Annotated in this window: 22 protein-coding genes; 17 read left to right on the forward strand and 5 right to left on the reverse strand. The window is 67.6% G+C overall.

Annotation, left to right across the window (positions count from 1 at the left end; translation table 11 throughout):
* The 5 genes from AC07XS_RS09910 to AC07XS_RS09930 form a co-directional block, all read left to right on the forward strand.
* The coding region (locus AC07XS_RS09910; RefSeq protein WP_321208063.1) for a hypothetical protein at positions 1-411 on the forward strand (411 nt) is incomplete at its 5' end.
* Between the two features lie 179 nt (positions 412-590).
* Positions 591-1,511, forward strand: coding sequence for a DnaJ C-terminal domain-containing protein (locus AC07XS_RS09915; RefSeq protein WP_054764907.1), 921 nt, complete (start codon positions 591-593; stop codon positions 1,509-1,511).
* A gap of 47 nt (positions 1,512-1,558) precedes the next feature.
* Entirely contained in the window at positions 1,559-2,716 is a 1,158-nt protein-coding gene (locus AC07XS_RS09920) for a phosphoserine transaminase (protein WP_182714308.1), read from the forward strand.
* A 133-nt stretch (positions 2,717-2,849) separates the two neighbouring features.
* Positions 2,850-4,145 (forward strand): adenylosuccinate synthase, encoded by a 1,296-nt coding sequence (locus AC07XS_RS09925; protein WP_182714309.1) that lies wholly within the window; start codon positions 2,850-2,852, stop codon positions 4,143-4,145.
* 61 nt (positions 4,146-4,206) lie between these two features.
* The gene (locus tag AC07XS_RS09930) at positions 4,207-5,016 is read left to right on the forward strand and encodes a response regulator (RefSeq protein WP_054764910.1); all 810 of its coding nucleotides are present in this window, start codon (positions 4,207-4,209) and stop codon (positions 5,014-5,016) included.
* A gap of 12 nt (positions 5,017-5,028) precedes the next feature.
* Here AC07XS_RS09930 and rpoH read toward each other — a convergent pair whose 3' ends face one another.
* Together rpoH and AC07XS_RS09940 are read right to left on the reverse strand one after the other, a co-directional pair.
* The gene (rpoH, locus tag AC07XS_RS09935) at positions 5,029-5,916 is read right to left on the reverse strand and encodes an RNA polymerase sigma factor RpoH (RefSeq protein ID WP_082382620.1); all 888 of its coding nucleotides are present in this window, start codon (positions 5,914-5,916) and stop codon (positions 5,029-5,031) included.
* A gap of 280 nt (positions 5,917-6,196) precedes the next feature.
* A complete protein-coding gene (locus AC07XS_RS09940; protein ID WP_182714310.1) occupies positions 6,197-7,207 on the reverse strand; it encodes an RluA family pseudouridine synthase in 1,011 nt (336 codons plus the stop codon).
* A gap of 101 nt (positions 7,208-7,308) precedes the next feature.
* Here AC07XS_RS09940 and AC07XS_RS09945 point away from each other — a divergent pair, with 101 nt between their 5' ends.
* Positions 7,309-7,941, forward strand: a complete 633-nt coding sequence (locus tag AC07XS_RS09945) for a DUF2799 domain-containing protein (protein WP_182714311.1) — start codon at positions 7,309-7,311, stop codon at positions 7,939-7,941.
* 17 nt (positions 7,942-7,958) lie between these two features.
* Here the strand turns inward: AC07XS_RS09945 and fba are convergent, their stop codons facing one another.
* From fba to gap, 3 genes are all read right to left on the reverse strand, one after another.
* On the reverse strand, positions 7,959-9,044 hold the full coding sequence (gene fba / locus AC07XS_RS09950) for a class II fructose-bisphosphate aldolase (protein ID WP_054764913.1): 1,086 nt from the start codon (positions 9,042-9,044) through the stop codon (positions 7,959-7,961).
* Positions 9,045-9,148: 104 nt separating this feature from the next.
* Positions 9,149-10,345, reverse strand: a complete 1,197-nt coding sequence (locus tag AC07XS_RS09955) for a phosphoglycerate kinase (RefSeq protein WP_182714312.1) — start codon at positions 10,343-10,345, stop codon at positions 9,149-9,151.
* 177 nt (positions 10,346-10,522) lie between these two features.
* Positions 10,523-11,530 (reverse strand): type I glyceraldehyde-3-phosphate dehydrogenase, encoded by a 1,008-nt coding sequence (gap, locus tag AC07XS_RS09960; protein ID WP_054764915.1) that lies wholly within the window; start codon positions 11,528-11,530, stop codon positions 10,523-10,525.
* A 252-nt stretch (positions 11,531-11,782) separates the two neighbouring features.
* Between gap and AC07XS_RS09965 the strand changes: the two genes are divergently transcribed.
* The 11 genes from AC07XS_RS09965 (at position 11,783) to AC07XS_RS10015 (ending at position 23,616) form a co-directional block, all read left to right on the forward strand.
* Complete coding sequence (locus tag AC07XS_RS09965; protein WP_182714313.1) at positions 11,783-11,935, forward strand: hypothetical protein; 153 nt, start codon at positions 11,783-11,785, stop codon at positions 11,933-11,935.
* Between the two features lie 90 nt (positions 11,936-12,025).
* Positions 12,026-13,765 (forward strand): dihydroxy-acid dehydratase, encoded by a 1,740-nt coding sequence (gene ilvD / locus AC07XS_RS09970; RefSeq protein ID WP_182714314.1) that lies wholly within the window; start codon positions 12,026-12,028, stop codon positions 13,763-13,765.
* Between the two features lie 6 nt (positions 13,766-13,771).
* On the forward strand, positions 13,772-14,785 hold the full coding sequence (ilvC, locus tag AC07XS_RS09975; RefSeq protein ID WP_182714315.1) for a ketol-acid reductoisomerase: 1,014 nt from the start codon (positions 13,772-13,774) through the stop codon (positions 14,783-14,785).
* 18 nt (positions 14,786-14,803) lie between these two features.
* Complete coding sequence (gene ilvG / locus AC07XS_RS09980) at positions 14,804-16,516, forward strand: acetolactate synthase 2 catalytic subunit (RefSeq protein ID WP_054764919.1); 1,713 nt, start codon at positions 14,804-14,806, stop codon at positions 16,514-16,516.
* A gap of 1 nt (position 16,517) precedes the next feature.
* Complete coding sequence (locus tag AC07XS_RS09985; RefSeq protein WP_182714316.1) at positions 16,518-16,769, forward strand: ACT domain-containing protein; 252 nt, start codon at positions 16,518-16,520, stop codon at positions 16,767-16,769.
* Positions 16,769-18,016, forward strand: a complete 1,248-nt coding sequence (locus AC07XS_RS09990; RefSeq protein ID WP_182714317.1) for a 2-isopropylmalate synthase — start codon at positions 16,769-16,771, stop codon at positions 18,014-18,016. Before AC07XS_RS09985 ends, AC07XS_RS09990 begins: the two co-directional genes overlap by 1 nt.
* Positions 18,009-19,421 carry a 3-isopropylmalate dehydratase large subunit gene (leuC, locus tag AC07XS_RS09995; RefSeq protein WP_054764922.1) on the forward strand — a complete coding sequence of 471 codons (1,413 nt, stop codon included), beginning with the start codon at positions 18,009-18,011 and terminating at the stop codon, positions 19,419-19,421. The genes AC07XS_RS09990 and leuC overlap by 8 nt, the downstream gene beginning before the upstream one ends.
* A 149-nt stretch (positions 19,422-19,570) precedes the next feature.
* Positions 19,571-20,155 carry a 3-isopropylmalate dehydratase small subunit gene (gene leuD / locus AC07XS_RS10000; RefSeq protein WP_182714318.1) on the forward strand — a complete coding sequence of 195 codons (585 nt, stop codon included), beginning with the start codon at positions 19,571-19,573 and terminating at the stop codon, positions 20,153-20,155.
* Complete coding sequence (leuB, locus tag AC07XS_RS10005) at positions 20,155-21,261, forward strand: 3-isopropylmalate dehydrogenase (protein ID WP_054764924.1); 1,107 nt, start codon at positions 20,155-20,157, stop codon at positions 21,259-21,261. Before leuD ends, leuB begins: the two co-directional genes overlap by 1 nt.
* A 219-nt stretch (positions 21,262-21,480) precedes the next feature.
* Positions 21,481-22,830 carry an ammonium transporter gene (locus tag AC07XS_RS10010; RefSeq protein WP_182714319.1) on the forward strand — a complete coding sequence of 450 codons (1,350 nt, stop codon included), beginning with the start codon at positions 21,481-21,483 and terminating at the stop codon, positions 22,828-22,830.
* Between the two features lie 84 nt (positions 22,831-22,914).
* Positions 22,915-23,616, forward strand: a complete 702-nt coding sequence (locus tag AC07XS_RS10015; RefSeq protein ID WP_182714320.1) for a TorF family putative porin — start codon at positions 22,915-22,917, stop codon at positions 23,614-23,616.
* Positions 23,617-23,634 lie beyond the last annotated feature (18 nt).

The raw sequence follows: 23,634 nt of genomic DNA on the forward strand, positions 1-23,634 counted from the left end.
GCGGGGTTCCGCGAGGCGGGATTCACCCTGCGGGGGCTTTACGACCGGCCGTGGTCGCCGGCGGGGCTGACGGTCCGGGCCTCGGCCGAGGGCCGGCGGATCAGTTGGACGCCGCGCGTGCGGCTGTACGGCGACGGCTGGGACGGCGAGCCGACGCCGGTCGATCCGATGCGTTTTCGTCTCCGGGTGACGAACGGGGGCGCGGTGGTGCGGACGATGGAGGTCGATGGGGCGACGGCCCTTTACGCCGCAGCGGACGCGGCGGCGGACTTTCCGGACGGGGCGCCGCCGACGGCGCGGATCGCCGTGGCCCAGTGGGGGGAGGGGTTCGGCTGGGGCGCCGAGGCGGAAATCGGCTTAGAGCCTGATGGTTTCGGACGGAACCGCGCGGCGGTTCCGACAGAAGCGTGAATCAGGCTCTCGCTCTAATCTGGAGCCTGATTCACCGTTTCAGCGGAACCGCGAAGCGGTTCCTCCTCAACGGATCAGGCTCTGGCCTGAGCAAATATCCGGGTCCGGCCCTTTGCGGGGGCGGGGGCATGGCTTAACTGACGGCCTCTCAGGTGTTTTCAGTTGGAGCGGCAACGGACGTGGCAGGCGACCCCTATAAGGAACTGGGCGTTTCAAAGGGCGCGAGCGCGGACGAGATCAAGAAGGCGTTCCGCAAACTGGCCAAGGAACTGCACCCCGACAAGAACCCCGGCGACGTCAAGACCGAGGAACGGTTCAAACGGGTGACGGCGGCCTTCGACCTGTTGGGCGATCCGGAAAAGCGGGCCAAGTATGACGCGGGCCAGTTGGACGCCGACGGCAATGAACAGTATCGCGGCTTCGGCGGGGGCGGACGGCCGGGCGGCAATCCCTTCGGCCAGGGCGGCTTCTCCGGCGGCGGCGGACCGGGCGGTCGGGCCGACTTCGAAGGCATCGACCTGGACGATCTGTTCGGCATGTTCGGGGGCGCGGGCCGCCAGCGGGGTCCGCGCGACTTCACCGCGCGCGGCCAGGACGTGCGCGCCAGCCTGAACATCAGCCTGGAGGACGCCATTTCGGGGGCGACCCGGCGAATCCAGTTCTCAGACGGTCGAACCCTGGACGTGACCATTCCCAAGGGCGCGTCGGACGGCCAGACCATCCGCCTGCGCGGCCAGGGGGCGCCGGGGCGGGGCGCCGAGAACGGCGACGCCCTGATCGAGCTGAAGATCGAGCCGCACCCCATCTATAAGCGCGACGGGGCGGACCTGACGATGGACCTGCCGGTCTCGGTGCCCGATGCGGTTCTGGGGGCCAAGGTGCGGGCGCCGACGCCGGAAGGGGAGGTGCAGGTGACGATCGCGCCGGGCTCCAACTCGGGCAAGCTGTTGCGGCTGAAGGGACGGGGCGCCTTCGCCCAGGGACGGCGCGGCGATCTGTTGGCCCGTATCGTCGTGACCCTGCCCGAGACGCCGGATGCGGCCCTGATCAAGTTCGCCGAAGACTGGCGGGCCAAGCGGCCCTATACGCCGGGGCGTTGAGCGGCGTTTGGGCCGGGTGACGCGCGGTCGCGCAAGGGGAAGAGACCATGATCGCAAAGCCTGATGTCAAACCGGCGCGGCCGTGGTTCTCGGCCGGACCGACGGCCAAACGGCCGGGCTACAGCCTGGGCGGCCTGCCGCAGGACCTGTTGGGACGGGGCATTCGCGCGCCCGAGGTGGTGGAGCGGTTCGCCCACGGGCTGAGACTGACGCGGGCGGTGCTGGAAGTGCCGGACAGCCATGTGCTGCTCTATACGCCGGGATCGGACACCGGGGCGGTCGAGGCGGCCCTGTGGGGCATGCTGGGTCAGCGGCCGGTGCAGGTGGTCGCCTTCGAGAATTTCGGCCTGACCTGGCTGGCGGACGTGCGCGATCATCTGGGGTTGGAGCCCGAGGCCCTGACGGCGCCCTGGGGCGAGCTGCCGGACCTGAGCCGGGCCGACTGGTCCAAGGATGTGGTCTTCCCTTGGAACGGCACGACCTCGGGCGTGCGCGTGCCGGACGCCGACTGGATCGCGGACGATCGCGAGGGGCTGGCGATCTGCGACGCCACCTCGGCCGCCTTCGCCATGCCCTTGCCGTTCGACAAGCTGGATGTGGTGACCTTCAGCTTCCAGAAGGCGCTGGGCGGCGAGGCGGGGATCGGGGTGATGGTTTTGTCGCCGCGGGCGGTGGCGCGGCTGGATTCCTATCGGCCCGAACGACCCGTCCCGAAACTGCTGCGCCTGACCGACGGCAAGGGGTTCGATCGCGCCCTGGCCGACGGGGTGGCGATCAACACCTTCTCTATTTTGACCATCGAGGACTGGATCGACGCCCTGGAATGGGCGCAAGGGATCGGGGGCTTGAGCGAACTGGTCCGGCGCACCGACGCCAACTTCGCCGCCCTGGCTGACTGGGTGGAGCGGACCGACTGGATCGCCTTCCTGCCCGAGAGGCCCGAAATCCGCTCGACCACCTCGGTCTGTCTGAAGTTCCTCGATCCGCGCGTGACCGGCCTGGACGAGGCGGGGCAGAAGGCCTTCGTCAAACGGTTCAAGGCCCTGCTGGAAGGCGAGGGCGCCGTGTTCGATATGGAGCCCCACAGGAACGCGCCGCCGGGCCTTCGGCTGTGGTGCGGCTGCACCGTCGAGACGGCCGATGTAGTGGCGGCGACGCCGTGGCTCGAATGGGCGTTCGAGACGGCGGTGGGGGAACTGTCGTAAAATACGACGGATCGGGACGACACCGGACGATTCCCCCGCTATAGGCTGCGCCCGCATTCAGACCGTCGCAATGCTGCGGCGCCTGCTGGTTTTGATGCGTTCTCCGACGAGGACGCGAGGCGGAGTACGGACTTTGGCGAACGTGGCGGTGGTCGGCGCCCAGTGGGGCGACGAGGGCAAGGGCAAGATCGTGGACTGGCTGTCCAACCGCGCCGACATGGTGGTGCGGTTCCAGGGCGGGCACAATGCGGGTCATACGCTGGTCGTGGACGGCAAGGTCTATAAGCTGGCCCTGCTGCCCTCGGGCGTCGTCCAGGGTAAGCCGTCGATCATCGGCAACGGGGTGGTGGTCGATCCCTGGCACCTGGTCGGCGAGATCGAGAAGATCGCCGCGCAGGGCGTGAACATCAGCCCCGACATCCTGACCATCGCCGACAACGCCTGTCTGATCCTGCCCATCCATCCGGCCTTGGACGTGGCGCGCGAGGCGGCGGCCAGCGCGCCTGGGGCCAAGATCGGCACGACCGGACGCGGCATCGGCCCGGCCTATGAGGACAAGGTGGGGCGACGCGCCATTCGGGTGTGCGATCTGGCCAATGCGGACGACCTGAAGGTCAAGATCGACCGGCTGCGCTCGCACCACGATCCCCTTCGCGCCGGTCTGGGCCTGGAGCCGATCGATCCGGAGGCGCTGTTGGCCCAACTGCTGGAGATCGCGCCCAAGATCCTGCCCTATGTGAAGCCGGCTTGGCGGGTGCTGGACCAGGCGCAGAAGGCGGGCAAGCGGGTGCTGTTCGAAGGGGCCCAAGGCGCCTTTCTGGACGTGGATCACGGCACCTATCCCTATGTGACCAGCTCCAACACGGTGGCGGGGCAGGCGGCGGCGGGGTCGGGCATCGGGCCTCGGGGCGTCGGCTATGTGCTGGGCATCGTCAAGGCCTATACGACCCGGGTCGGCGAAGGGCCCTTCGCCTGCGAACTGGACGACGCGGTCGGTCAGCATTTGGCGACGGTCGGCCGCGAGGTCGGGGTCAACACCGGACGGGCGCGGCGTTGCGGCTGGTTCGACGCCGTGCTGGTGCGCCAGTCGGTGGCGATCAACGGCATCGACGGCATCGCCCTGACCAAGCTGGACGTGCTGGACGGATTGAAGACGCTGAAGATCTGCGTCGGCTATCGCGTCAACGGCGAGGTGCTGGACTATCTGCCCAGCAGTCTGAAGGACCAGGCGGCGGCGGAGCCGGTGTTCGAGGAGCTGGAAGGCTGGAGCGAGAGCACCGGAGGCGTGCGCAGCTTCAAGGACATCAACGCCAACGCCATCAAATATGTGCGTCGGATCGAGGAGCTGATCGGGGCGCCGGTGGCCCTGCTGTCGACCAGCCCCGAGCGGGACGACACCATATTGATGCGCGATCCCTTCCAGGGCTGAGCAATTCAGCGAGTCTTAACGGCGGTCAGATAGGGTCGAGGAGTCAAACGGAGCCGACCCCTTGTTCACTGCGGACGCAAAGACCCTGAGCCGCATCGAGCCCACGGTGCGGCGCGTCGCCATCATCGAACCCAACGCCGCCTCTGCGCGTCTGATGTCGGACCTGATCAAGGGGTTGGGCGCGCGGGAAATCTATGTGGAGAGCGACGAGGAGCGGGCGGTGGAGCTGCTGCGCGACGTCGAGCCCGGCGTGATCTTCACCGAATACGCCGGCCCGACCCTGAGCGGGGAGCGGCTGGCGCGGCGGGTGCGGCGCTCCTCCATGGTCTGTCGCATGGCGCCGATCATCATGGTCACGAACGAGGCGACGGCGGCGGCCATCAAGGGGGCGCGCGACGCGGGCGTTCACGAGTTTCTGAGAAAACCCTATACGACCGGCGATCTGTTCAAACGGGTGGAGAACGTCGCCCTGAAGCCCCGCCCCTGGATCGAGGCGGTCGGCTATGTCGGGCCGGATCGTCGGCGCTTCAACTCGGGCGAATACGCCGGAGCGCCCAAGCGCCGCACCGATGCGTCGGCCAAGGGCGGGCTGGACATAAAGGATCAGGCGATGCGGATCCTCGTTGCGGCCATGGCCCAGTTCGACCAGGACCCGGCCCAGGCCACCCGCGCCATCCGCCAGCAGGCGCAGACGCTGAAGGCGGTGGCGATCAAGAGCGGCGACGCCCGGTTGGCGATCGCGGCGGGTGGGCTGGAGGCATTCATGGACGGCGGCGGCGTGACCAAGGCCGGTCTGGCCCAGCCGGTCGGGGCCATACTGGCCCTGACCCAGACGCCGGCGTCGAACGCGCCGGTCGCCAGGGCGTCCTGATACCCGAGGAAATCAGGCGTCGACCAGATTGCGCTCTTCGGCGGCGGCCCGCATGGCCTTTTGCAGTTTTTCGAAGGCGCGGACCTCGATCTGACGCACCCGCTCGCGCGAGACGCCATAATGGCCGGCGAGTTCCTCAAGCGTGACGGGGTCGTCCTTGAGGCGGCGCTCTGTGAGGATGTGTTTTTCCCGATCCGTCAGCTCCTCCATGGCCTCCTGCAGGAGGCTCATGCGGATGCCCTTTTCCTCGTCGTCGGCGAGCTGGGTCTCCTGGGAGACGGCCGTGTCGTCGGCCAGCCAGTCCTGCCATTCGCTTTCGCCGTCGGCGCGCAGCGGCGCGTTTAGCGAGGCGTCGCCGCCGAGACGGCGGTTCATGTCGGTGACTTCCTGTTCCGACACGCCCAGTTTGGTGGCGATGGCCGACAGATGTTCGGGGCGCAGATCGCCTTCCTCGAAGGCCGAGATCTGGCTCTTGGCCTTGCGCAGGTTGAAGAACAGCTTCTTCTGCGCAGCCGTGGTGCCCATCTTCACCAGGGACCAGCTGCGCAGGATGTATTCCTGGATCGAGGCCCTGATCCACCACATGGCGTAGGTGGCCAGGCGGAAGCCCTTGTCCGGATCGAACTTCTTGACGGCCTGCATCAGGCCGACGTTGCCCTCGGAGATCACCTCGCCGATCGGCAGGCCGTAGCCGCGATAACCCATGGCGATCTTGGCGACCAGGCGCAGGTGGGAGGTGACGAGACGGTGGGCGGCTTCCGGATCCTGATGCTCGGACCAGCGCTTGGCGAGCATGAACTCCTCGTCCTTGGTCAGCATCGGAAACTTGCGGATTTCCGTTAGATAACGCGACAGGCCCTGTTCAGGCGACATCACCGCGAGCGTGCTATTGGCAGCCATATGGTCCCTCCGACCGTCTAGAACGAGCGGGCGCTTCGCCGTCGGCCACGGCATGTGCGCCGACGCCTCACCCCTCAACCGGTAAAGTAGCGATGGGTTGCCGCCATTTTTAGGGGCGGATCGTCACACGAAAGCGTGACCGTGACCCCGGCGCCACTCACGCCGACCGGCTCAATATAGAACTTAGTCAGTTGCTATTCAAGACGCGCCCCCGGCGGCAGGGGTTCGGCGAGGGCCAGGTCGTGCCCGGCCGGTCTCTCGCGGCGATCTGGGGCCGGCCCTACAGCGCCGACAGCAGGCGTTCCAGCGCCGCCATGTCGGCGGGCGGATCGGTTTCGAAACGCAGGGGCGCGCCGGTGATCGGATGGACGAAGCCCAGGACGGCGGCATGCAGGGCCTGGCGCGTCAGCCCGACCTCGGCGAGGGCGGCGCGGACCGGGGCGGCGAGGCTGCCGGAGCCATAGACCGGATCGCCCAGGATGGGCGCGCCCTTGGACGACAGATGAACCCGGATCTGGTGGGTGCGGCCGGTTTGCAGGGTGCAGGCGACACGCGCCGCCAAGGGCGCGCCGCCGGCGCGGGCCGGTTCGCCGAAGGTCCGCTGGACCCGATAGTCGGTGATCGCCTCGCGCCCGCCCGTCTTCAGCACGGCCATCTTCTTGCGGTCGGCGGTCGAGCGGCCGATGCGCGTCTCGATCCGGCCCTGGAGCGGGGTCGGCGCGCCGCGGGTCAGGGCGATATAGGTGCGTTCGATGTCGTGGGTCGCGAACAGGGCCGACAGGCCCTGGTGGGCGCGGTCGCTCTTGGCCGCGACCATGACGCCCGAGGTGTCCTTGTCCAGCCGGTGGACGATGCCCGGTCGGGCGACGCCCCCGATGCCGGACAGGCTGTCGCCGCAACGGGCCAGCAGCGCATTGACCAGGGTGCCGTCGGGCGTGCCCGGCGCCGGATGGGCGGCCATTCCGGCGGGTTTGTCGATGACGATCAGGTCCGCATCCTCATAGAGGACCGCAAGCGGCAGGACCTGGGGCTGGGGAGCGGCGGGGGCGACGGGCGGCAGATCGACCCGATAGAGGCCCGGCTGGGCCTTGGCCGAGCCGCCGGTCAGGACGACCCCGTCACGGCGCACCGCCCCCTCGGCCAGCAGGGCCTGGAGACGCGCGCGCGACAGGTCGGGAAAGACCTCGGCCAGGGCCTTGTCCAGCCGGACGCCGGACAGGTCGATACGGGCCTCCAGGGTCTCGGCGGCCGGCGCCGGGTCTTCGTCGTCGATCAGTTCGGGGTCGGACACCCTCTATCCGTAAAGCATCGGAAGATCGGCTGCCAGCGAGGGCGCTTGCGTCGGGCCTGATCTGACGTGAATAGTGGCGCTTGGGGGCGTGGGGAACCGTGATGAAGACCTTGATGATCGCGGGCGGCGTCGCCGCCGCCGTTCTGCTGGGCAGTTGCTCGACCATGAGCCAGGAGGAATGTCTGGCGGGCGCCTGGGGCGACAAGGGTTACGCCGACGGGGCGGCGGGCTATCCGATGAGCCGGCTGGACGACCATGCCCAGGCCTGCGCCAAATATCAGGTCGCGCCCGATCCGGCGACCTACAGCCGAGCACGCGAAGACGGGCTGCGCGGCTATTGCACCTTCCAGCGCGGCTGGATCGAGGGGCGGGCGGGCAACGCCTATTACGGCGTCTGTCGGCCCGAGGAGGAGGCGGCCTTCCTCCCGGCCTATAACGACGGGCGGCGACTGCATGAGGCGGCAGCGGCGGTGGAGGCGGCCGAGAGCGCGCTGAGAAGCGCCGAGGCGCGGATCGACGACCGCGAGGACAAGCTGGATGCCAAACAGCGCGAACTGCGTCAGGACGGCTTGACCGACGAGGAGAAGGAGCGGATCCGCAACCGAATCGAAGAGGTGCGGGGCGAAATCCGCGACGCCCGCCGCAACGCCCGCGACGCCAGGGACGAGCTGGACCGGGCGCGCTGGCAAGAGGACCGGGTGCGGTTCGAACTGAGCGGCCGCTACCCGGTCTGATCAGGGAGGGGCGGTCGTCAGGCCGCCTTGACCGCCGCATTGCGGAAGGACGGGTCAAGCTCGCCCGAGGCGTAGCGTTTGGCCATGTGGGCGGTGGACAAGGGGCGGATGCGCGAGGCCTGGCCCTCGCAGCCGAACTGCTGATAGCGCTCCTTGCAGAGCTTCTTCATCGCCTCCTTGGCGGGCTTCAGATAGGCGCGCGGGTCGAACTCGCCCGGCTTTTCGGCCAGGACCTTGCGGATGGCGCCGGTGATGGCCATCCGGTTGTCGGTGTCGATGTTCACCTTGCGCACCCCGTGGCGGATGCCGCGCTGAATCTCTTCGATCGGCACGCCCCAGGTCTGGGGCATTTCGCCGCCGTACTGGTTGATGATGTCCTGAAGCTCCTGCGGCACGGAGGACGAGCCGTGCATGACCAGGTGGGTGTTGGGCAGGCGGCGGTGGATCTCTTCGATGACGTTCATCGCCAGGATGTCGCCGTCCGGCTTCTTGGTGAACTTATAGGCGCCGTGGCTGGTGCCCATGGCGATGGCCAGGGCATCGACCTTGGTGGCGGCGACGAATTCGACGGCCTGATCCGGGTCGGTCAGGAGCTGGGAATGGTCCAGCTTGCCCTCGAAGCCATGGCCGTCCTCGGCCTCGCCCATGCCGGTCTCCAGCGAGCCCAGCACGCCCAGTTCGCCCTCGACCGAGACGCCGCAGGCGTGGGCCATTTCGGTGACGCGGCGCGTGACCTCGACATTGTATTCATAGGAGGCGGGGGTCTTGGCGTCCTCTTCCAGCGAGCCGTCCATCATCACCGAGGTGAAGCCGTACTGGATGGCGGTGGCGCAGGTCGCCGGGCCGTTGCCGTGGTCCTGGTGCATGCAGACCGGGATGTCGGGATAGAGTTCCGCCAGGGCGTCGATCAGCTTGGCCAGGACGATGTCGTTGGCGTAGTTCCGGGCGCCGCGCGAGGCCTGAATGATCACGGGCGCATTGACCTCATGGGCCGCCTCCATGATCGCGAGGCCCTGCTCCATGTTGTTGATATTATAGGCGGGAAGGCCGTAGCCGTTCTCCGCCGCGTGGTCGAGCAGCTGTCGCAGCGTGATGCGCGCCATGATGAAGTCTCCTGAGCCGAAAGTCTTTTTTGATTGGGCGCGAGACTAGCGGGCGGCGCGCTCAAAGTCACGCCGTGTTACAGTTGTTTCCGCTGCGTCAGGGTTCAGGCGCGCAGGGCCTCGACCCCCGGCAGGGGCTTGCCCTCCATCCATTCCAGGAAGGCGCCGCCGGCGGTGGAGACGAAGGTCATGTCGTCCGACACCCCCGCGTGATTCAGGGCCGAGACCGTGTCGCCGCCGCCGCCGACGGCGGTCAGGACGCTGGCCTTGGCCAGGGCCGCCGCATGACGGGCGACCGTCACGGTGGCGGCGTCGAAGGGCGGCACCTCGAACACGCCCAGAGGGCCGTTCCAGATCAGGGTCTTGGAGGCCGTCAGGGCCTCCAGCAGACGCGCGACCGTGGCCGGGCCGGCGTCCAGGATCTTGTCGTCGGCCGACAGGGCGGCGCCGGCGGCGACCGGGCGAGCGGCGGCGCCCGGCTTGACCTCGGTCGCCACCACGAAATCGACCGGCAGCAGCAGTTTGCAGCCCCGCGCCTCGGCCTCGGCCATGATTTCGCGGGCCGTGTCGGCCATGTCGCGCTCGGCCAGGGAGCCGCCGATGTCGATGCCCTGGGCGTACAGGAAGGTGTTGGCCATGCCGCCGCCGATGGCCAGGCGGTCCAGCTTGCCGACCAGGTTTTTCAAGAGGTCCAGCTTGGTCGAGACCTTGGCGCCGCCGACGATGCCGATGACGGGCTTTTGCGGATTGCCGAGCGCCGCGTCCAGGGCGTCCAGTTCGCGGCGCATGGATTCGCCGGCGTAGGCGGGGATGTGGTGGGCGATCCCTTCGGTCGAGGCGTGGGCGCGGTGCGCCGCCGAGAAGGCGTCGTTGACATAGAGATCGCCCAGATCCGCCAGCTTCCGGGCGAAGACCGGATCATTGGCCTCTTCCGCCGCATGGAAGCGGACGTTCTCCAACAGGACCACGCCGCCGGCGTCCAGGTCGCGGATGGCGTCCACGGCGTCCGGGCCGATGCAGTCGTCGGCGAAGCGGACGGGGGCGCCGAGCAGGGTCTCCAGATCATCTACGACCGGCTTCAGGCTCATCGACGGGACGCGCTGGCCCTTGGGACGGTCGAAGTGAGCCAGAAGCGCGACCTTGGCGCCGGCGTCGCGCAGACGCTGGATCGTCGGCAGGGCGACCCGCAGACGGGTGTCGTCCGTGACCTTGCCGCCCTCCATAGGGACGTTGAAGTCCACGCGGACCAGGGCCGTCTTGCCGGCGAGATCCTTGGCGTCGTCGAGGGTGCGGAAGGTCATGGCTTCGATCTCTCATGATCCTTCTCCCACGGGGAGAAGGTGGCTCGCGGAGCGAGACGGATGAGGGACAGCCGGTGGGCCAATTCGCACACCTTGCCCCTCACCCTTTCGCGCCAGAACGGCGGCTGCGCCGCCGTGCGCTCAAGCCCTCTCCCGCTGGGAGAGGGAGGCGGGGGTTTAAAGGAACTTCGCCATCACCAGGGCGGTGTCGCTCATGCGGGTCGCGAAGCCCCATTCGTTGTCGTACCAGCTCAGCACGCGGGCCAGCTTGCCGTCGACCACCTGGGTCTGGGGCAGGGCGGCGGTGGAGGAGGCGGCGATGTGGTTCAGGTCGCTGGAGACCAGCGGGTCGGTCGTCGTGAAAAGGACGCCCTTCATCGGGCCGTCGGCGGCGGCCTGAAGCGCGGCGTTGATCTCTTCCACCGTCACCTCGCGACCGGCGACGACCTTCAGGTCGACGACCGAGACGTTCGGGGTCGGGACACGGATCGACGAGCCGTCCAGCTTGCCCTTCAGTTCCGGCAGAACCAGGCCCAGGGCCTTGGCGGCGCCGGTCGAGGTCGGGATCATCGACAGGGCCGCGGCGCGGGCGCGGTACAGGTCCTTGTGCATCGTATCCAGCGTCGGCTGGTCGCCGGTGTAGGAGTGGATGGTGGTCATATAGCCGCGCTCGATGCCGAACAGGTCGTTCAGCACCTTGGCGACGGGGGCCAGGGCGTTGGTGGTGCACGAGCCGTTGGACACCACGATGTCGTCGGCGGTCAGGGTCTCGTGGTTGACCTTGAAGACGATGGTCTTGTCCGCGCCGTCGGCGGGGGCCGAGACCAGGACGCGCTTGGCGCCGGCCTTCAGGTGGGCGCTGGCCTTGTCCTTCGACGTGAAGATGCCGGTGCACTCCAGCGCGATGTCCACCTTCAGCTCGGCGTGGGGCAGGTTGGCGGGGTCGCGCTCGGCCGTGACCTTGATCTTGCCCGTGCCGACGTCGATCCAGTCCTCGCCCGAGGTCACCGTGCCGGGGAAGCGGCCGTGCACCGAATCATAGCGGAACAGGTGGGCGTTGGTCTCGACCGGACCCAGATCATTGATCGCCACCACCTCGATGTCCGTGCGGCCATGCTCGATGATCGAGCGAAGGACGAGACGGCCGATGCGGCCGAAACCATTGATGGCGACGCGAACGGTCATGGGGGGCTCCTCTGAACGATTATGTTGTTGGCGGTCTCAATGGAACTGTCGCGGCCCGGTTTCAACCCCGCGCGGGGCCTGCGGCCCTAACAAGCGGTAAGGAACCGTTACGGTCGGCGGAGAGACTTGCGGACGCAAGGTAAGAAACACCCCCATTGCGGTCGCTGTCGGCCTTTTGCGCAAAATTTTTGCGACAGGGGTTGTGCGGCTCCGGCCCATATGGTTTCTTGGCGTCAGAACAGGGAGCCGCCCGTGGCTGTGATGACGCGCGAGATGATGAAGGGACGCACCGCGAAGGCGGTGGCGGCCGTTCGCGCGCCGATCGGCCTGGAAAGCCCCGTAACCCTTATTATCCTCGTACTCCTCGGCCTGCTTACGCAAGCGGCGTGGATGCCTGCGACCTGACCTAGACACACTCAGGATCGCCTCGCACCACCCCGCTCCCGAAAGGAAGCGGGGTTTTTCGTGCTTGGCGGTTCGAAACGAACCGGACCGATGACGCAAGATTCTACCTCAGAGCCCAGAAAGCCCAACGCGCGCAGCGCGGCGGTGACGGCCGGTCCGAACCGGGCGGCGGCCCGCTCCTATCTGCGCGCCGCCGGCATGCAGGATGCCGACTTCGACAAGCCGATGATCGGCATCGTCAACACCTGGTCGACGGTCACCCCGTGCAACATGCACCTGGACCGGCTGGCCAAGGACGTGCGGGCCGGGATCATCGCGGCCGGCGGCTATCCGGTCGATTTCAACACCATCGTCGTGACCGACGGCATTTCGATGGGCACGGCGGGCATGAAGGCCTCGCTGATCAGCCGCGAGGTCGTCGCCGACTCGATCGAACTGGCGATCGAGGGGCACCAGCTGGACGGCGTGGTCTGCATCGTCGGCTGCGACAAGACCATTCCGGCGGCGGCCATGGCCCTGGCGCGGATGGATATCCCCGGCCTGGTCTATTACGGCGGCACCATCATGCCGGGCGTGATCGGCTCGAAGGAGGTCTCGGTCCAGGAGGTGTTCGAGGCCATCGGCGCCCATTCGGCCGGCGCCCTGGACGACGAAGGGCTGAAGGCGGTCGAACAGGCCGTCTGCCCCGGCGCCGGCGCCTGCGGCGGCCAGTTCACGGCCAACACCATGGCCATGGCCCTGTCGGTCATGGGCATCAGCCCCATGGGCGCCAATGACGTGCCGGCGGTCGATCCCGGCAAGGCGGCCGAGGGCGAGCGTTGCGGCCGGCTGATCGTCGAACGGGTCTTCGCCGGCGACACGGCCCGCAAATACATCACCCGCGCCAGCCTGAAGAACGCCGCCGTCGCCGTCTCGGCCTCGGGCGGATCGACCAACGCCGTCATGCACCTGACGGCCATCGCGGCCGAGGCCGGGATCGAGTTCGGGGTCGAGGACTGTCACCAAGCCTGTGTCGAGGCGCCGGTGATCTGCGATCTGAAGCCTGGCGGCCGTTTCCTGGCCTCGCACCTGTTCGCCGCCGGCGGCACCCGTCTGGTGACGCAACGTATGGCTGAGGCCGGCAAGATCGTGAACACGCCCACCGTCAGCGGCCGCAGCCTGTTCGCCGAGGCGGCCGAGGCCGAGGAGACGCCGGGCCAGGTCGTCGTGACGACCTTCGACGCCCCCGTGATGGACCGCGGCAGCTTCGCCGTCATCTATGGCGACGTCGCCCCTGAGGGCGCGGTCATCAAGCTGACGGGTCACAAGGTCGACAAGTTCGAAGGTCCGGCCTGTGTCTTCGACAGCGAGGAAGACGCCTTCCACGCGGTCCAGGACGGTTCGGTGGGCGAGGGCGACGTCATCATCATCCGTTACGAAGGCCCCAAGGGCGGCCCCGGCATGCGCGAAATGCTGCAGGTCACCGCCGCCTTGAAGGGCCGCAAGATCGACAATGTCGCCCTGCTGACCGACGGTCGTTTCTCGGGCGCCAGCTACGGCTTCGTCGCCGGCCATATCTCGCCGGAAGCCGCCGTCGGAGGCCCGATCGCCCTCATTCGCGATGGTGACCGCATCACCATCGACGTCACCAACCGCCGGATCGACGTGGACGTCGATCTGGCGACGCGCCGGGCGGGCTTCACGCCCCACGTGGTCCGCCCGGCGCGAGGCGTCTTCGCCAAATACCGCGCCTCCGTGGCCTCGGCCGCCCAGGGCGCGGTCACCATCCCCAACCCGCCGCCGGCGCAAATCCCGGCCTCTCACAAATCCGCTGCTGCTCAGGACGCCTGAATTCTCATGGCCATCACCATCTACACCAACGAAGACATCAAGCCGGGCGCGATCGCCGGGCAGCGCATCGCCATCATCGGCTATGGCTCGCAGGGTCGGGCGCACGCCCAGAACCTGAAGGACAGCGGCCATGACGTGGTCGCCGGCGTCCGTCACGGCGGCACGGGCTGGAAACACGCCACCGCCGACGGCGTCCCGACCGCCGAGCCGGCCGAAGCGGTCAAGGGCGCCGACATCATCGCCATCCTGACCCCCGACATGGTTCAGGATCAGGTCTATCGCGACATCATCGAGCCGAACGCCAAACAGGGCTCCGCCCTGCTGTTCGCCCACGGCTTCTCGATCATCTACGGCCGCATCACCCCGCGCGAAGACATGGACGTCATCCTGGTCGCGCCCAAGGGGCCGGGCGATCTGGTCCGTCGCGAGTTCCAGCGCGGGCGCGGCGTGCCCAGCCTGTTCGCGGTCGAGAAGGACGCGACCGGCAAGGCCCGCGACCGGGCCATGGGCTACGCCAAGGGCAACGGCGGCGCGACCGGCGGCCTGCTGGAAACCACCTTCCGCGAAGAGACCGAAACCGACCTGTTCGGCGAACAGGCCGTCCTGTGCGGCGGCGCCAAGGAACTGGTGATGCAGGGCTTCAACACCCTGGTCGAGGCCGGCTACCAGCCCGAGATCGCCTATTTCGAATGCCTGCACGAGCTGAAGCTGATCGTGGACCTGTTCTACGAAGGCGGCATCTCCAAGATGCACCACTTCATCTCGGAAACCGCCAAATACGGCGCCGTCGCCAGCGGCCCGCGCGTCGTCAACGAAGAGACCAAGGCCCGGATGAAGACCATTCTGGACGAGATCCAGGACGGAACCTTCGCGCGCAACTGGATCGCCGAGAACGAGGCCGGCAAGCCCCAGTACGAGGCCTGGCTGAAGGCGGACCGCGAGAGCCAGATCGAACAGGTCGGCGCCCGTCTGCGCGAGCGGATGGCCTGGCTGAACACGCCCAAATCTGAAGCGGCCTGAGCCCGAGCGAAAGACCGGATGACCCTGATGACCGCCGCCGCCTTCAAATCCTCAGCCGAGGCCGCCCCCCAATCGGGGGCGCGCCTGCTGGTCTCCACCCTGGAGCGGCTGGGCGTGGAGGTGGTGTTCGGTTATCCGGGCGGCGCCATCATGCCGGTCTATGACGCCCTGGCCGGGTCTAAGCTGAAACATATTCTGGTCCGGCACGAACAGGCCGCCGCCTTCGCCGCCGACGCCTATGCGCGCAAGAGCGGCAGGGTCGGGGTCTGTCTGGCCACCTCGGGACCGGGGGCGACCAATCTGATCACCGGCATCGCCAATGCGATGATGGACTCGGCGCCGATCGTCTGCATCACCGGCAATGTGGCCCAGGGGCTGATGGGGACCGACGCCTTCCAGGAGATCGACATCCTGGGCGTCACCCTGCCGATCGTGAAACACTCGATCCTGGTCCGCGACGCGGCCGATGTTCCGGCCGCCGTCGAGGAGGCCTTCCACATCGCCGCCTCGGGCCGTCCCGGTCCGGTCCTGGTCGACCTGCCCAAGGACGTGCAGTTCGCCACGACCAGCGACGACTACGGCTTCCACATCCCCAACGAGACGCCGCGCATCGATCACGACGCCGTCGCCGCCGCCGAGGCCGCGATCCGCGCCGCCAAGAGGCCGCTGGTCTATGTCGGCGGCGGAGTGAAGATCGGCCGCGCGACCGAGGCTTTGCGCGCCTTCGTCGCCGCGACCGGCATCCCCCAGGTCTCGACCCTGAACGCCCTGGGCACCGTCCCGACCGACGCGCCGCGCATGCTGGGCATGCTGGGCATGCACGGCGCCCGCGCGGCCAATCATGCGGTTCAGGACAGCGACCTGCTGATCGTCGTCGGCGCCCGGTTCGACGACCGCGCCACGGGCAAGCTGGCCGAGTTCGCGCCCAACGCCCGGATCGTCCATTTCGACATCGACGCCTCCGAAGTCGGCAAGCTGCGGGCGGCCAATGTGGCCGTGGTCGGCGAGCTGAAGGACGGGATCGAGGCCCTGACGGCGCGCATGGCCGGCGGACCGGCCCTGGACATCCAGCCCTGGGTCGATGCGTGCGTCGACGCCGCCCGGACCAGCGCCTATCGCTATGACGCGCCGGGCGAGGGGGTCTACGCCCCGGCTCTGCTGAAAGAAGTGTCCGAAGCGGCCGGCGACGCCTTCGTCGCCGCCTGCGACGTGGGCCAGCACCAGATGTGGGCGGCCATGCACTGCCGCTTCTCCAAGCCCGAGGCCCACATCACCTCGGGCGGTCTGGGCGCCATGGGCTTCGGCCTGCCCGCCGGCATCGGCGCCAAGCTGGCCGATCCGTCCGCGACGGTCGTCACCATCGCCGGCGACGGCGGCTTCATGATGAACATCCAGGAGCTGGCGACGCTGAGGCGTTACGGCATCCCGCTGAAGATCGTGCTGATCGACAACTCCTCGCTGGGCCTGGTGCGCCAGTGGCAGGAGCTGTTCTTCGCCGAGAACTATTCCGAGATCGACCTGTCCGACAATCCGGACTTCGTGAAGGTGGCCGAGGCCTTCGGCATCGAGGCCTTCCGTATCGATCGCCGCGATCAGGTGTCCGAAGGCATCCAGCGCCTGCTGGCCGCCGACGGCCCCTGCCTGGCCCATGTGGTCATCGATCCCCGAGACAATGTCTGGCCGCTGGTTCCGCCGGGCAAGAGCAATGCTGAAATGATGGAGGGCTCCTGAGATGAGCAACACGATCCACGTCCAGATCGACCGTGCGGACGGTTCGCTTCAGCGTCTCATCGGTCTCGTGGAGCGCCGGGGCTTCCACATCGACGGCATCAACATGGCCGACGAGGGCGCCTTCCGTCGGATCGCCCTGACCATCCGCGGCCGCGACGCCGGCCGTTGCATCGAAAACCTGGGTCGCCAGATCGACCGCCTGTTCGGCGTGCGCCGCATCGGCAACGACATTATTCAATCTGAGGCCGCGTGATGACCGCCGAACAAGTACGAGTATCCGGCGTATCCCGAACTGAGGAGATCGCCGCAGACCCCAGCCGGGTCATCGTCTTCGACACGACGATGCGGGACGGGGAGCAGGCGCCGGGCTTCTCCATGACCGCCCAAGCCAAGGTGAAGATGGCCCAGGTCCTGAAGGACCTGGGCGTCGACGTTATCGAGGCCGGTTTCGCCGCCGCCTCGCCCGGCGACGAGGACTGCATCCGCCGCGTGACGGGCGAGGTCGAGGGGCCGGTCTTCTGCTCCCTGTCGCGCGCCAACGAGAAGGACATCGACGCGACTTTCCGCGCCCTGCAGCCGGCGCCGAAATCCCATCGTCGCTGCCATACCTTTATCGGCACCAGCCCGATCCACCGCACCGCCAAGCTGAAGATGTCGACCAACGAGGTTCTGGCCACGGCCGTCCGCGCGGTCGAATACGCCCGCACCCTGTTCGACGACGTCGAGTTCTCGGCCGAAGACGCCTTCCGCACCGAGCCTGAGTTCCTGGCCGATGTGCTGGAGGCCGCCGCCGACGCCGGCGCCCGGACCCTGAACGTGCCCGACACCGTCGGCTATGCGACCCCGGAAGAGGTGCGCGAGACCTTCCGCGCCCTGGCGGCGCGGATCCACAAGCGCCACCCCCATGTGATCTTCTCGGCCCACTGCCACGATGACCTGGGCATGGCGGTCGCCAACTCCCTGGCTGCGGTCCAGGGCGGGGCGCGTCAGGTCGAGGGCGCGATCAACGGCATCGGCGAACGGGCCGGCAACGCCTCGATCGAAGAGGTCATCATGGCCCTGAAGGTGCGCGAAGACCGCTATGGCGTCGCCATCGGCGCCGACAGCCGCCATCTGGTCCGCGCCTCCAAGATCCTGTGCGAAATCACCGAGACGGTCATCGCCCGCAACAAGTCGGTGGTCGGCATCAACGCCTTCGCCCACGAGGCCGGCATCCACCAGCACGGCATGCTGGCCGACAGCCGCACCTATGAGATCATGCGGCCCCAGGACGTAGGCTTCGAAGGCAGCTGGTTCGTTCTGGGCAAGCACTCGGGCCGCCACGCCATCGCCAAGCGCGCAGAGACCATCGGCCGGCCCATCGAGGGCGACCGTCTGGCGGCCGTCGTCGCCGGCTTCAAACAGCGCGCCGACCAGATCGGCGAGATCAGCGACGCCGAACTGATCGCCATCATTGATCGCGTCGACGGCGTTGAGGAGACGGTGGCCCAGTATGCCTGATCCAAAGACCCTGTTCGACAAGGTCTGGGACGCTCATGTGGTGCGGCCGGAAACGGCCGATACGCCGGGCGTCCTGTATATCGACCTGCATCTGGTGCATGAGGTCACCAGTCCCCAGGCCTTCAGCGAGATCGAGGCCCGCGGCCTGAAGGTGCGCCGGCCCGACCGGACCTACGCCACCCTGGACCATTCGACCCCGACCCTGCCGGCGGGGCTGAACGGGCTGAAACCCTATGTCACCCCGCAGGCCGAGGCCCAGGTCCATACGCTGGAGCGAAACTGCGCCGCCCACGGGGTTCCCCTGGCCGGCTGGGGATCTGAAGACCGGGGCGTGGTCCATGTCATGGGGCCGGAGCTGGGCCTGACCCAGCCGGGCATGACGGTCGTCTGCGGCGACAGCCATACCGCCACCCATGGGGCGTTCGGAGCCCTGGCCTTCGGCATCGGCACCTCCGAGGTCGGTCATGTGCTGGCGACCCAATGCCTGTTGCAGCGCAAGCCCAAGGCGATGCGGGTGACGGTGACCGGCGAACTGCAGTCGGGCGTGTCGGGCAAGGACGTCGCCCTGGCCGTGATCGCCGCCATCGGCTTCGGCGGCGGCACCGGCTACGTCATCGAATATGCGGGCGAGGCGGTGCGGTCGCTGGACATGGAAGGGCGGATGACCCTGTGCAACATGTCCATCGAGGCCGGCGCCCGCGCGGGGATGATCGCCCCGGACCAGACCACGATCGACTGGCTGCGGGGCCGCAAACATGTCCCCGCCGACTATGAGGCGGCGACCGCCGAATGGCTGAAGCTGGCCACGGACCCGGGCGCGACCTTCGACAAGGAAGTCGTGATCGACGGCGCCGCCATCCGGCCGATGGCGACCTGGGGCACGACGCCGGACGCCGGCGCCCCCATCGGCGCGCCCGTGCCCCAGCCCCAGTCGGACAGCGACCGCAAGGCCATCGCCTATATGGGCTTCACCCCCGGCGAGGCGACGACCAGCCAGCCGGTGGACGTGGTCTTCATCGGCTCCTGCACCAACGGCCGCCTGCCCGATCTGCGCGCCGCCGCCGAGGTTCTGCGCGGCCGCAAGGTCAAGCCGGGCCTGCGCATGCTGGTGGTTCCCGGTTCGGAGGCCGTTCGCCGGGCCGCCGAGGCGGAAGGACTGCACGAGGTCTTCATCGCCGCCGGGGCCGAATGGCGCATTCCCGGCTGTTCCATGTGCATCGCCATGAACGGCGACGTCGTCGCGCCCGGTCAGCTGGCCGTCTCGACCTCCAACCGCAATTTCGAAGGCCGCCAGGGCAAGGACGCCCGCACCATACTGGCCAGCCCCGCGACGGCTGCGGCGACGGCGGTGGCCGGTGTGCTGACCGATCCGCGCGTCTTTCTGAACGAGGTCGTGGATGCGTAGCGACACCCCCTTCCGCTCATCCCGGCGAAAGCCGGGACCCAGTGCTTTCGCGAAGCACAATGCGCGGGATCGCCGACAGGGCGCGACGGGTGACGCCTATCGCCCACAGAACTGGGTCCCGGCTTTCGCCGGGATGAGCGGAGTTTTTGATGTCTGAGCCCTTCACCACCCTGACCTCGAAGACGGTCACGCTCAGCCAGGCCAATATCGACACCGACCAGATCATTCCGGCGCGGTTCCTGACCACCACCACGCGCGAGGGGCTGGGCAAGGCGGCCTTTTATGACTGGCGCTATGAGGCCGACGGTTCGGAAAAGCCCGAAGCCATTCTGAACCGGATCGATCCGGCCGAGCATCGCATCCTGCTGGCGGGCAAGAATTTCGCCTGCGGCTCGTCGCGCGAACATGCCCCCTGGGCCCTGTACGACTATGGGTTCCGGGCGGTGATCTCGACCGAAATCGCTGACATTTTTACATCTAACGCCTTGAAAAACGGCCTGCTGCCGGTCGTCGTCAGCCAGGATGTCTGGGACGATCTGGCGTCGCAGCCCGACCAGCCGGTCACAATCGACCTCGAAGCCCGGCAGATCCGGCGCGGCAATGCCCAGCCCGCGCCGTTCGAGGTCGAATCCTTCGCACGCCAGTGCCTGTTGAACGGGGTGGACACCCTGGGCTGGCTGCAATCAAACCTGCCAGAGATCGAAGCCTTCGAGCGTTCGAGAGAGACCGTCTGATGACCCAAGCCGCCCCCAAGACCTATGAGATCGTCCTGTTGCCCGGCGACGGCGTCGGGCCGGAGGTGACGCGGGCCGCGCGCGACGTGCTGGCGGTCATCGGCGACTTCTACGGCCACAGCTTCAACTTCACCGAACACCTGATCGGCGGCGCCGCCATAGACGAGACGGGCGAGCCCCTGCCGGAGGCGACGCGGGCCGCCTGCGTCGCCGCGGACGCCGTCCTGCTGGGCGCGGTGGGCGGTCCCAAATGGGACGGCGGCAAGCGCCGGCCCGAGGAAGGCCTGCTGGCCATCCGCAAGGCCATGGGCCTGTTCGCCAATCTGCGGCCGCTGCAGGTCTCGCCGGTCCTGGCGCACCGTTCGCCGCTGAAGAAGGAGATCGTCGAGGGCGTCGATCTGATCGTCTTTCGCGAACTGACCGGCGGCGTCTATTTCGGGGAGAAGACCCGCACCGCCGACCGCGCCACCGACCTGTGCGAATATACGGTCCCTGAAATCGAGCGCGTCGCCCGCGCCGCCTTCCAGACGGCCCGCCAGCGCCGCGGCAAGGTGACTTCGGTCGACAAGGCCAATGTGATGGAGACCAGCCGCCTGTGGCGCGAAGTGGTCACCCGCATCCATGCCGAGGAGTTCCCCGAGATCGCGCTGGAGCACGCCCTGGTCGATTCCATGGCCATGCACCTGATCAGGAAGCCCCGCGAATACGACGTCATCCTGACCGAGAACATGTTCGGCGACATCCTGTCGGACGAGATTTCGGTGCTGGGCGGCTCCATCGGCCTGCTGCCGTCGGCGTCGCTGGGCACGGAAGGGCCGGGCCTGTTCGAACCGATCCACGGGTCGGCGCCGGACATCGCCGGTCAGGATCTGGCCAATCCGGTCGGCACGATTCTGTCGGCGGCCCTCTTGCTGCGTCACAGTCTGAAGCTGGAGGACGAGGCGGATTCCATTGAGGCCGCCGTCGCCGCCGTCCTGGCGGCCGGCGCCGTGACCGCCGATCTCGGCGGAGCCCTGGGCACGCGGGGGGCGACCGAGGCCGTCATCGACGCCATCCGCGCCATTCACTGGGCGACGGCGCACCGGGTGCAGATGCACTGGGCCTGAGGGGCGTCGCGCCGCCCCTGAATTTCATGCCGGGAACAGCGTTCCTTGAAACATGAATCTGAACCTTAAGTCTCGCACGACGAATGGATCATGCGAGGCTTAACTTTTTTGACAGGACCGTTGCAAGAAAGTTGCACCGTTTCAGCCTGACCCCCTTGCGTCGAACGCGATTGCAGTAAAACCTTCGCACTTGCGAGATTGCTAAGGGGGTATTTGCTTATGTCGCACGTTTGGAATCGACTTCCGGGGGTCGCTGCGCTCCTGCTTCTGACCATCGGGCTCTTTTACGCCGGAGGGGCCTTCGCCCAGACGCCGGAGGCGGCGCCCGCCCTGCTGGCGCACCAGTCGGCGCTGGAGCTGGACGGCGCGGGCACGGCCTGGCTGGGCACGTCCACGGCCCTGGTCCTGCTGATGACCCTGCCGGGACTGGCCCTGTTCTACGGCGGCATGGTGCGGCGCAAGAACGTCATCGCCACCATCACCCAGTCGGTCGGCGTCTTCGCCGTCGTCTCCCTGGTCTGGTTCATCGCGGGCTACAGCATCGCCTTCGGCGCCAACGCCGACGCCGCGCTCCAGCCCTACGTCGGCAGCCTGGACATGCTGTTCCTGAACGGCGTGACCCTTGGCACGGCCAACAGCCTGCTGACGGGCATTCCGGAATATCTGTTCATCGCCTTCCAGATGACCTTCGCCATCATCACCCCGGCCCTGGTCACCGGCGCCTTCGCCGAGCGGATGAAATATTCGGGCCTGCTGCTGTTCACGGCCCTGTGGTCGCTGCTGATCTATTCCCCCATCTGTCACTGGGTGTGGGGCGGCGGCTTCCTCGGTTCCGCCGGCGTGCTGGACTTCGCCGGCGGGGCGGTGGTTCACGTGAACTCGGGCGTGGCCGGTCTGGTCTGCGCCATCTTCCTGGGCCGCCGCAAAGGCTATGGTGTCGAGCCGATCAATCCGCACAACCCTGTCCTGACCATGATCGGCGCCTCTCTGCTGCTGGTCGGCTGGATCGGCTTCAACGCCGGTTCGGCGGGCGCCGCCAACGACCTGATGGGCGTGGCCCTGCTGAACACGGTGCTGGCCGCCGCCGCCGCCGCCCTGACCTGGAAGATCATCGAACTGATCGAAAAGAAGAAGGTCTCGCTGATCGGCATGCTGTCGGGGGTGGTCGCCGGCCTGGTCGCCATCACCCCCGCGGCGGGCTTCGTCGATCCCAAGGGCGCGGTCATCATCGGCCTGATCGCCGGTCCGGTCTGCTACATCTCGTCGGTCTGGATCAAGAAGCTGCTCCGTTACGACGACTCGCTGGACGCCTTCGGCATCCACGGCGCGGGCGGTCTGATCGGCGCCCTTCTGACCGGCGTCTTCGCCACCACGGCGATCAACAGCCTGTCGGAAGGCGCCAATGTCGGGGCCCAGGCCATCGGCCTGGCCTGGACGATCGCCTACAGCGCGGTCGGGACCTTCATCATCCTGGTGATCTGCAAGTTCACCACGGGTCTGCGGGTCAGCGAGGCGGAAGAAGCCGCCGGTCTGGACACCTCGCTGCACGGCGAGGCTCTGGAACACTGAAACCAGAGGGTGCGGCCCGCCGGCCGCGCCCTCCCAATTCTTCGGCGCTCGCCGACCTCTCTCGAATCATAAGGGATAATGACAATGGACTTCAAAGTGTTTCGTTTGGCGGCTGCCGCCGCTGCGACCGTCGGGCTGTTCGGCCTGGCTGCGCCGGCTTCAGCCCAGAGCAACGTCGATGTCTCGGTAAGCGGGAATTTCGGCATCGTCACCGATTACGTTTTCCGGGGCGTCAGCCAAACCAACGAAGATGCCGCTATCCAGGGCGGCCTGGATCTGACGGCAGGCGGTTTTTACGCCGGCGTGTGGGCCTCCACAGTCGATTTCGGGGACACGACGGACGCCGAGGTCGATATGTATGGCGGTTATCGTTGGGAAGCGGCCGGCTTCGCCTGGGATGCGGGTCTGGTAGGCTATACCTATGCTAAGGAGCCCGCCTTTGCGGACTACACGTACGCCGAAGCGAAGCTGGGCGTGTCCCGAGCGTTTGGACGGGCGACCGTAGGCGCGGTGGCCTACTATTCGCCTGACTTCTTCGGCGTGGATGATGAGGCGACCTATGCGGAAGTGAACGCCACCTTCAGTCCGATTGACAAGTGGACGGTTTCGGGAGCGGTCGGCAAGCAATGGCTGGACGTCAGCGACGACTATCTCACTTGGAATGTCGGTGTCGCTTATGCGCTGACGGACGATCTGGCCGTGGACGTCCGCTACTACGACACCGATGTCGATAATGCGGCGAACTATGAGGACCGTGTGGTCGCAGGGATCAAGGTGGCGTTCTGATCGAGCGGTTCGTTTGAT

The sequence above is a fragment of the Brevundimonas sp. GW456-12-10-14-LB3 genome, from assembly GCF_059424365.1.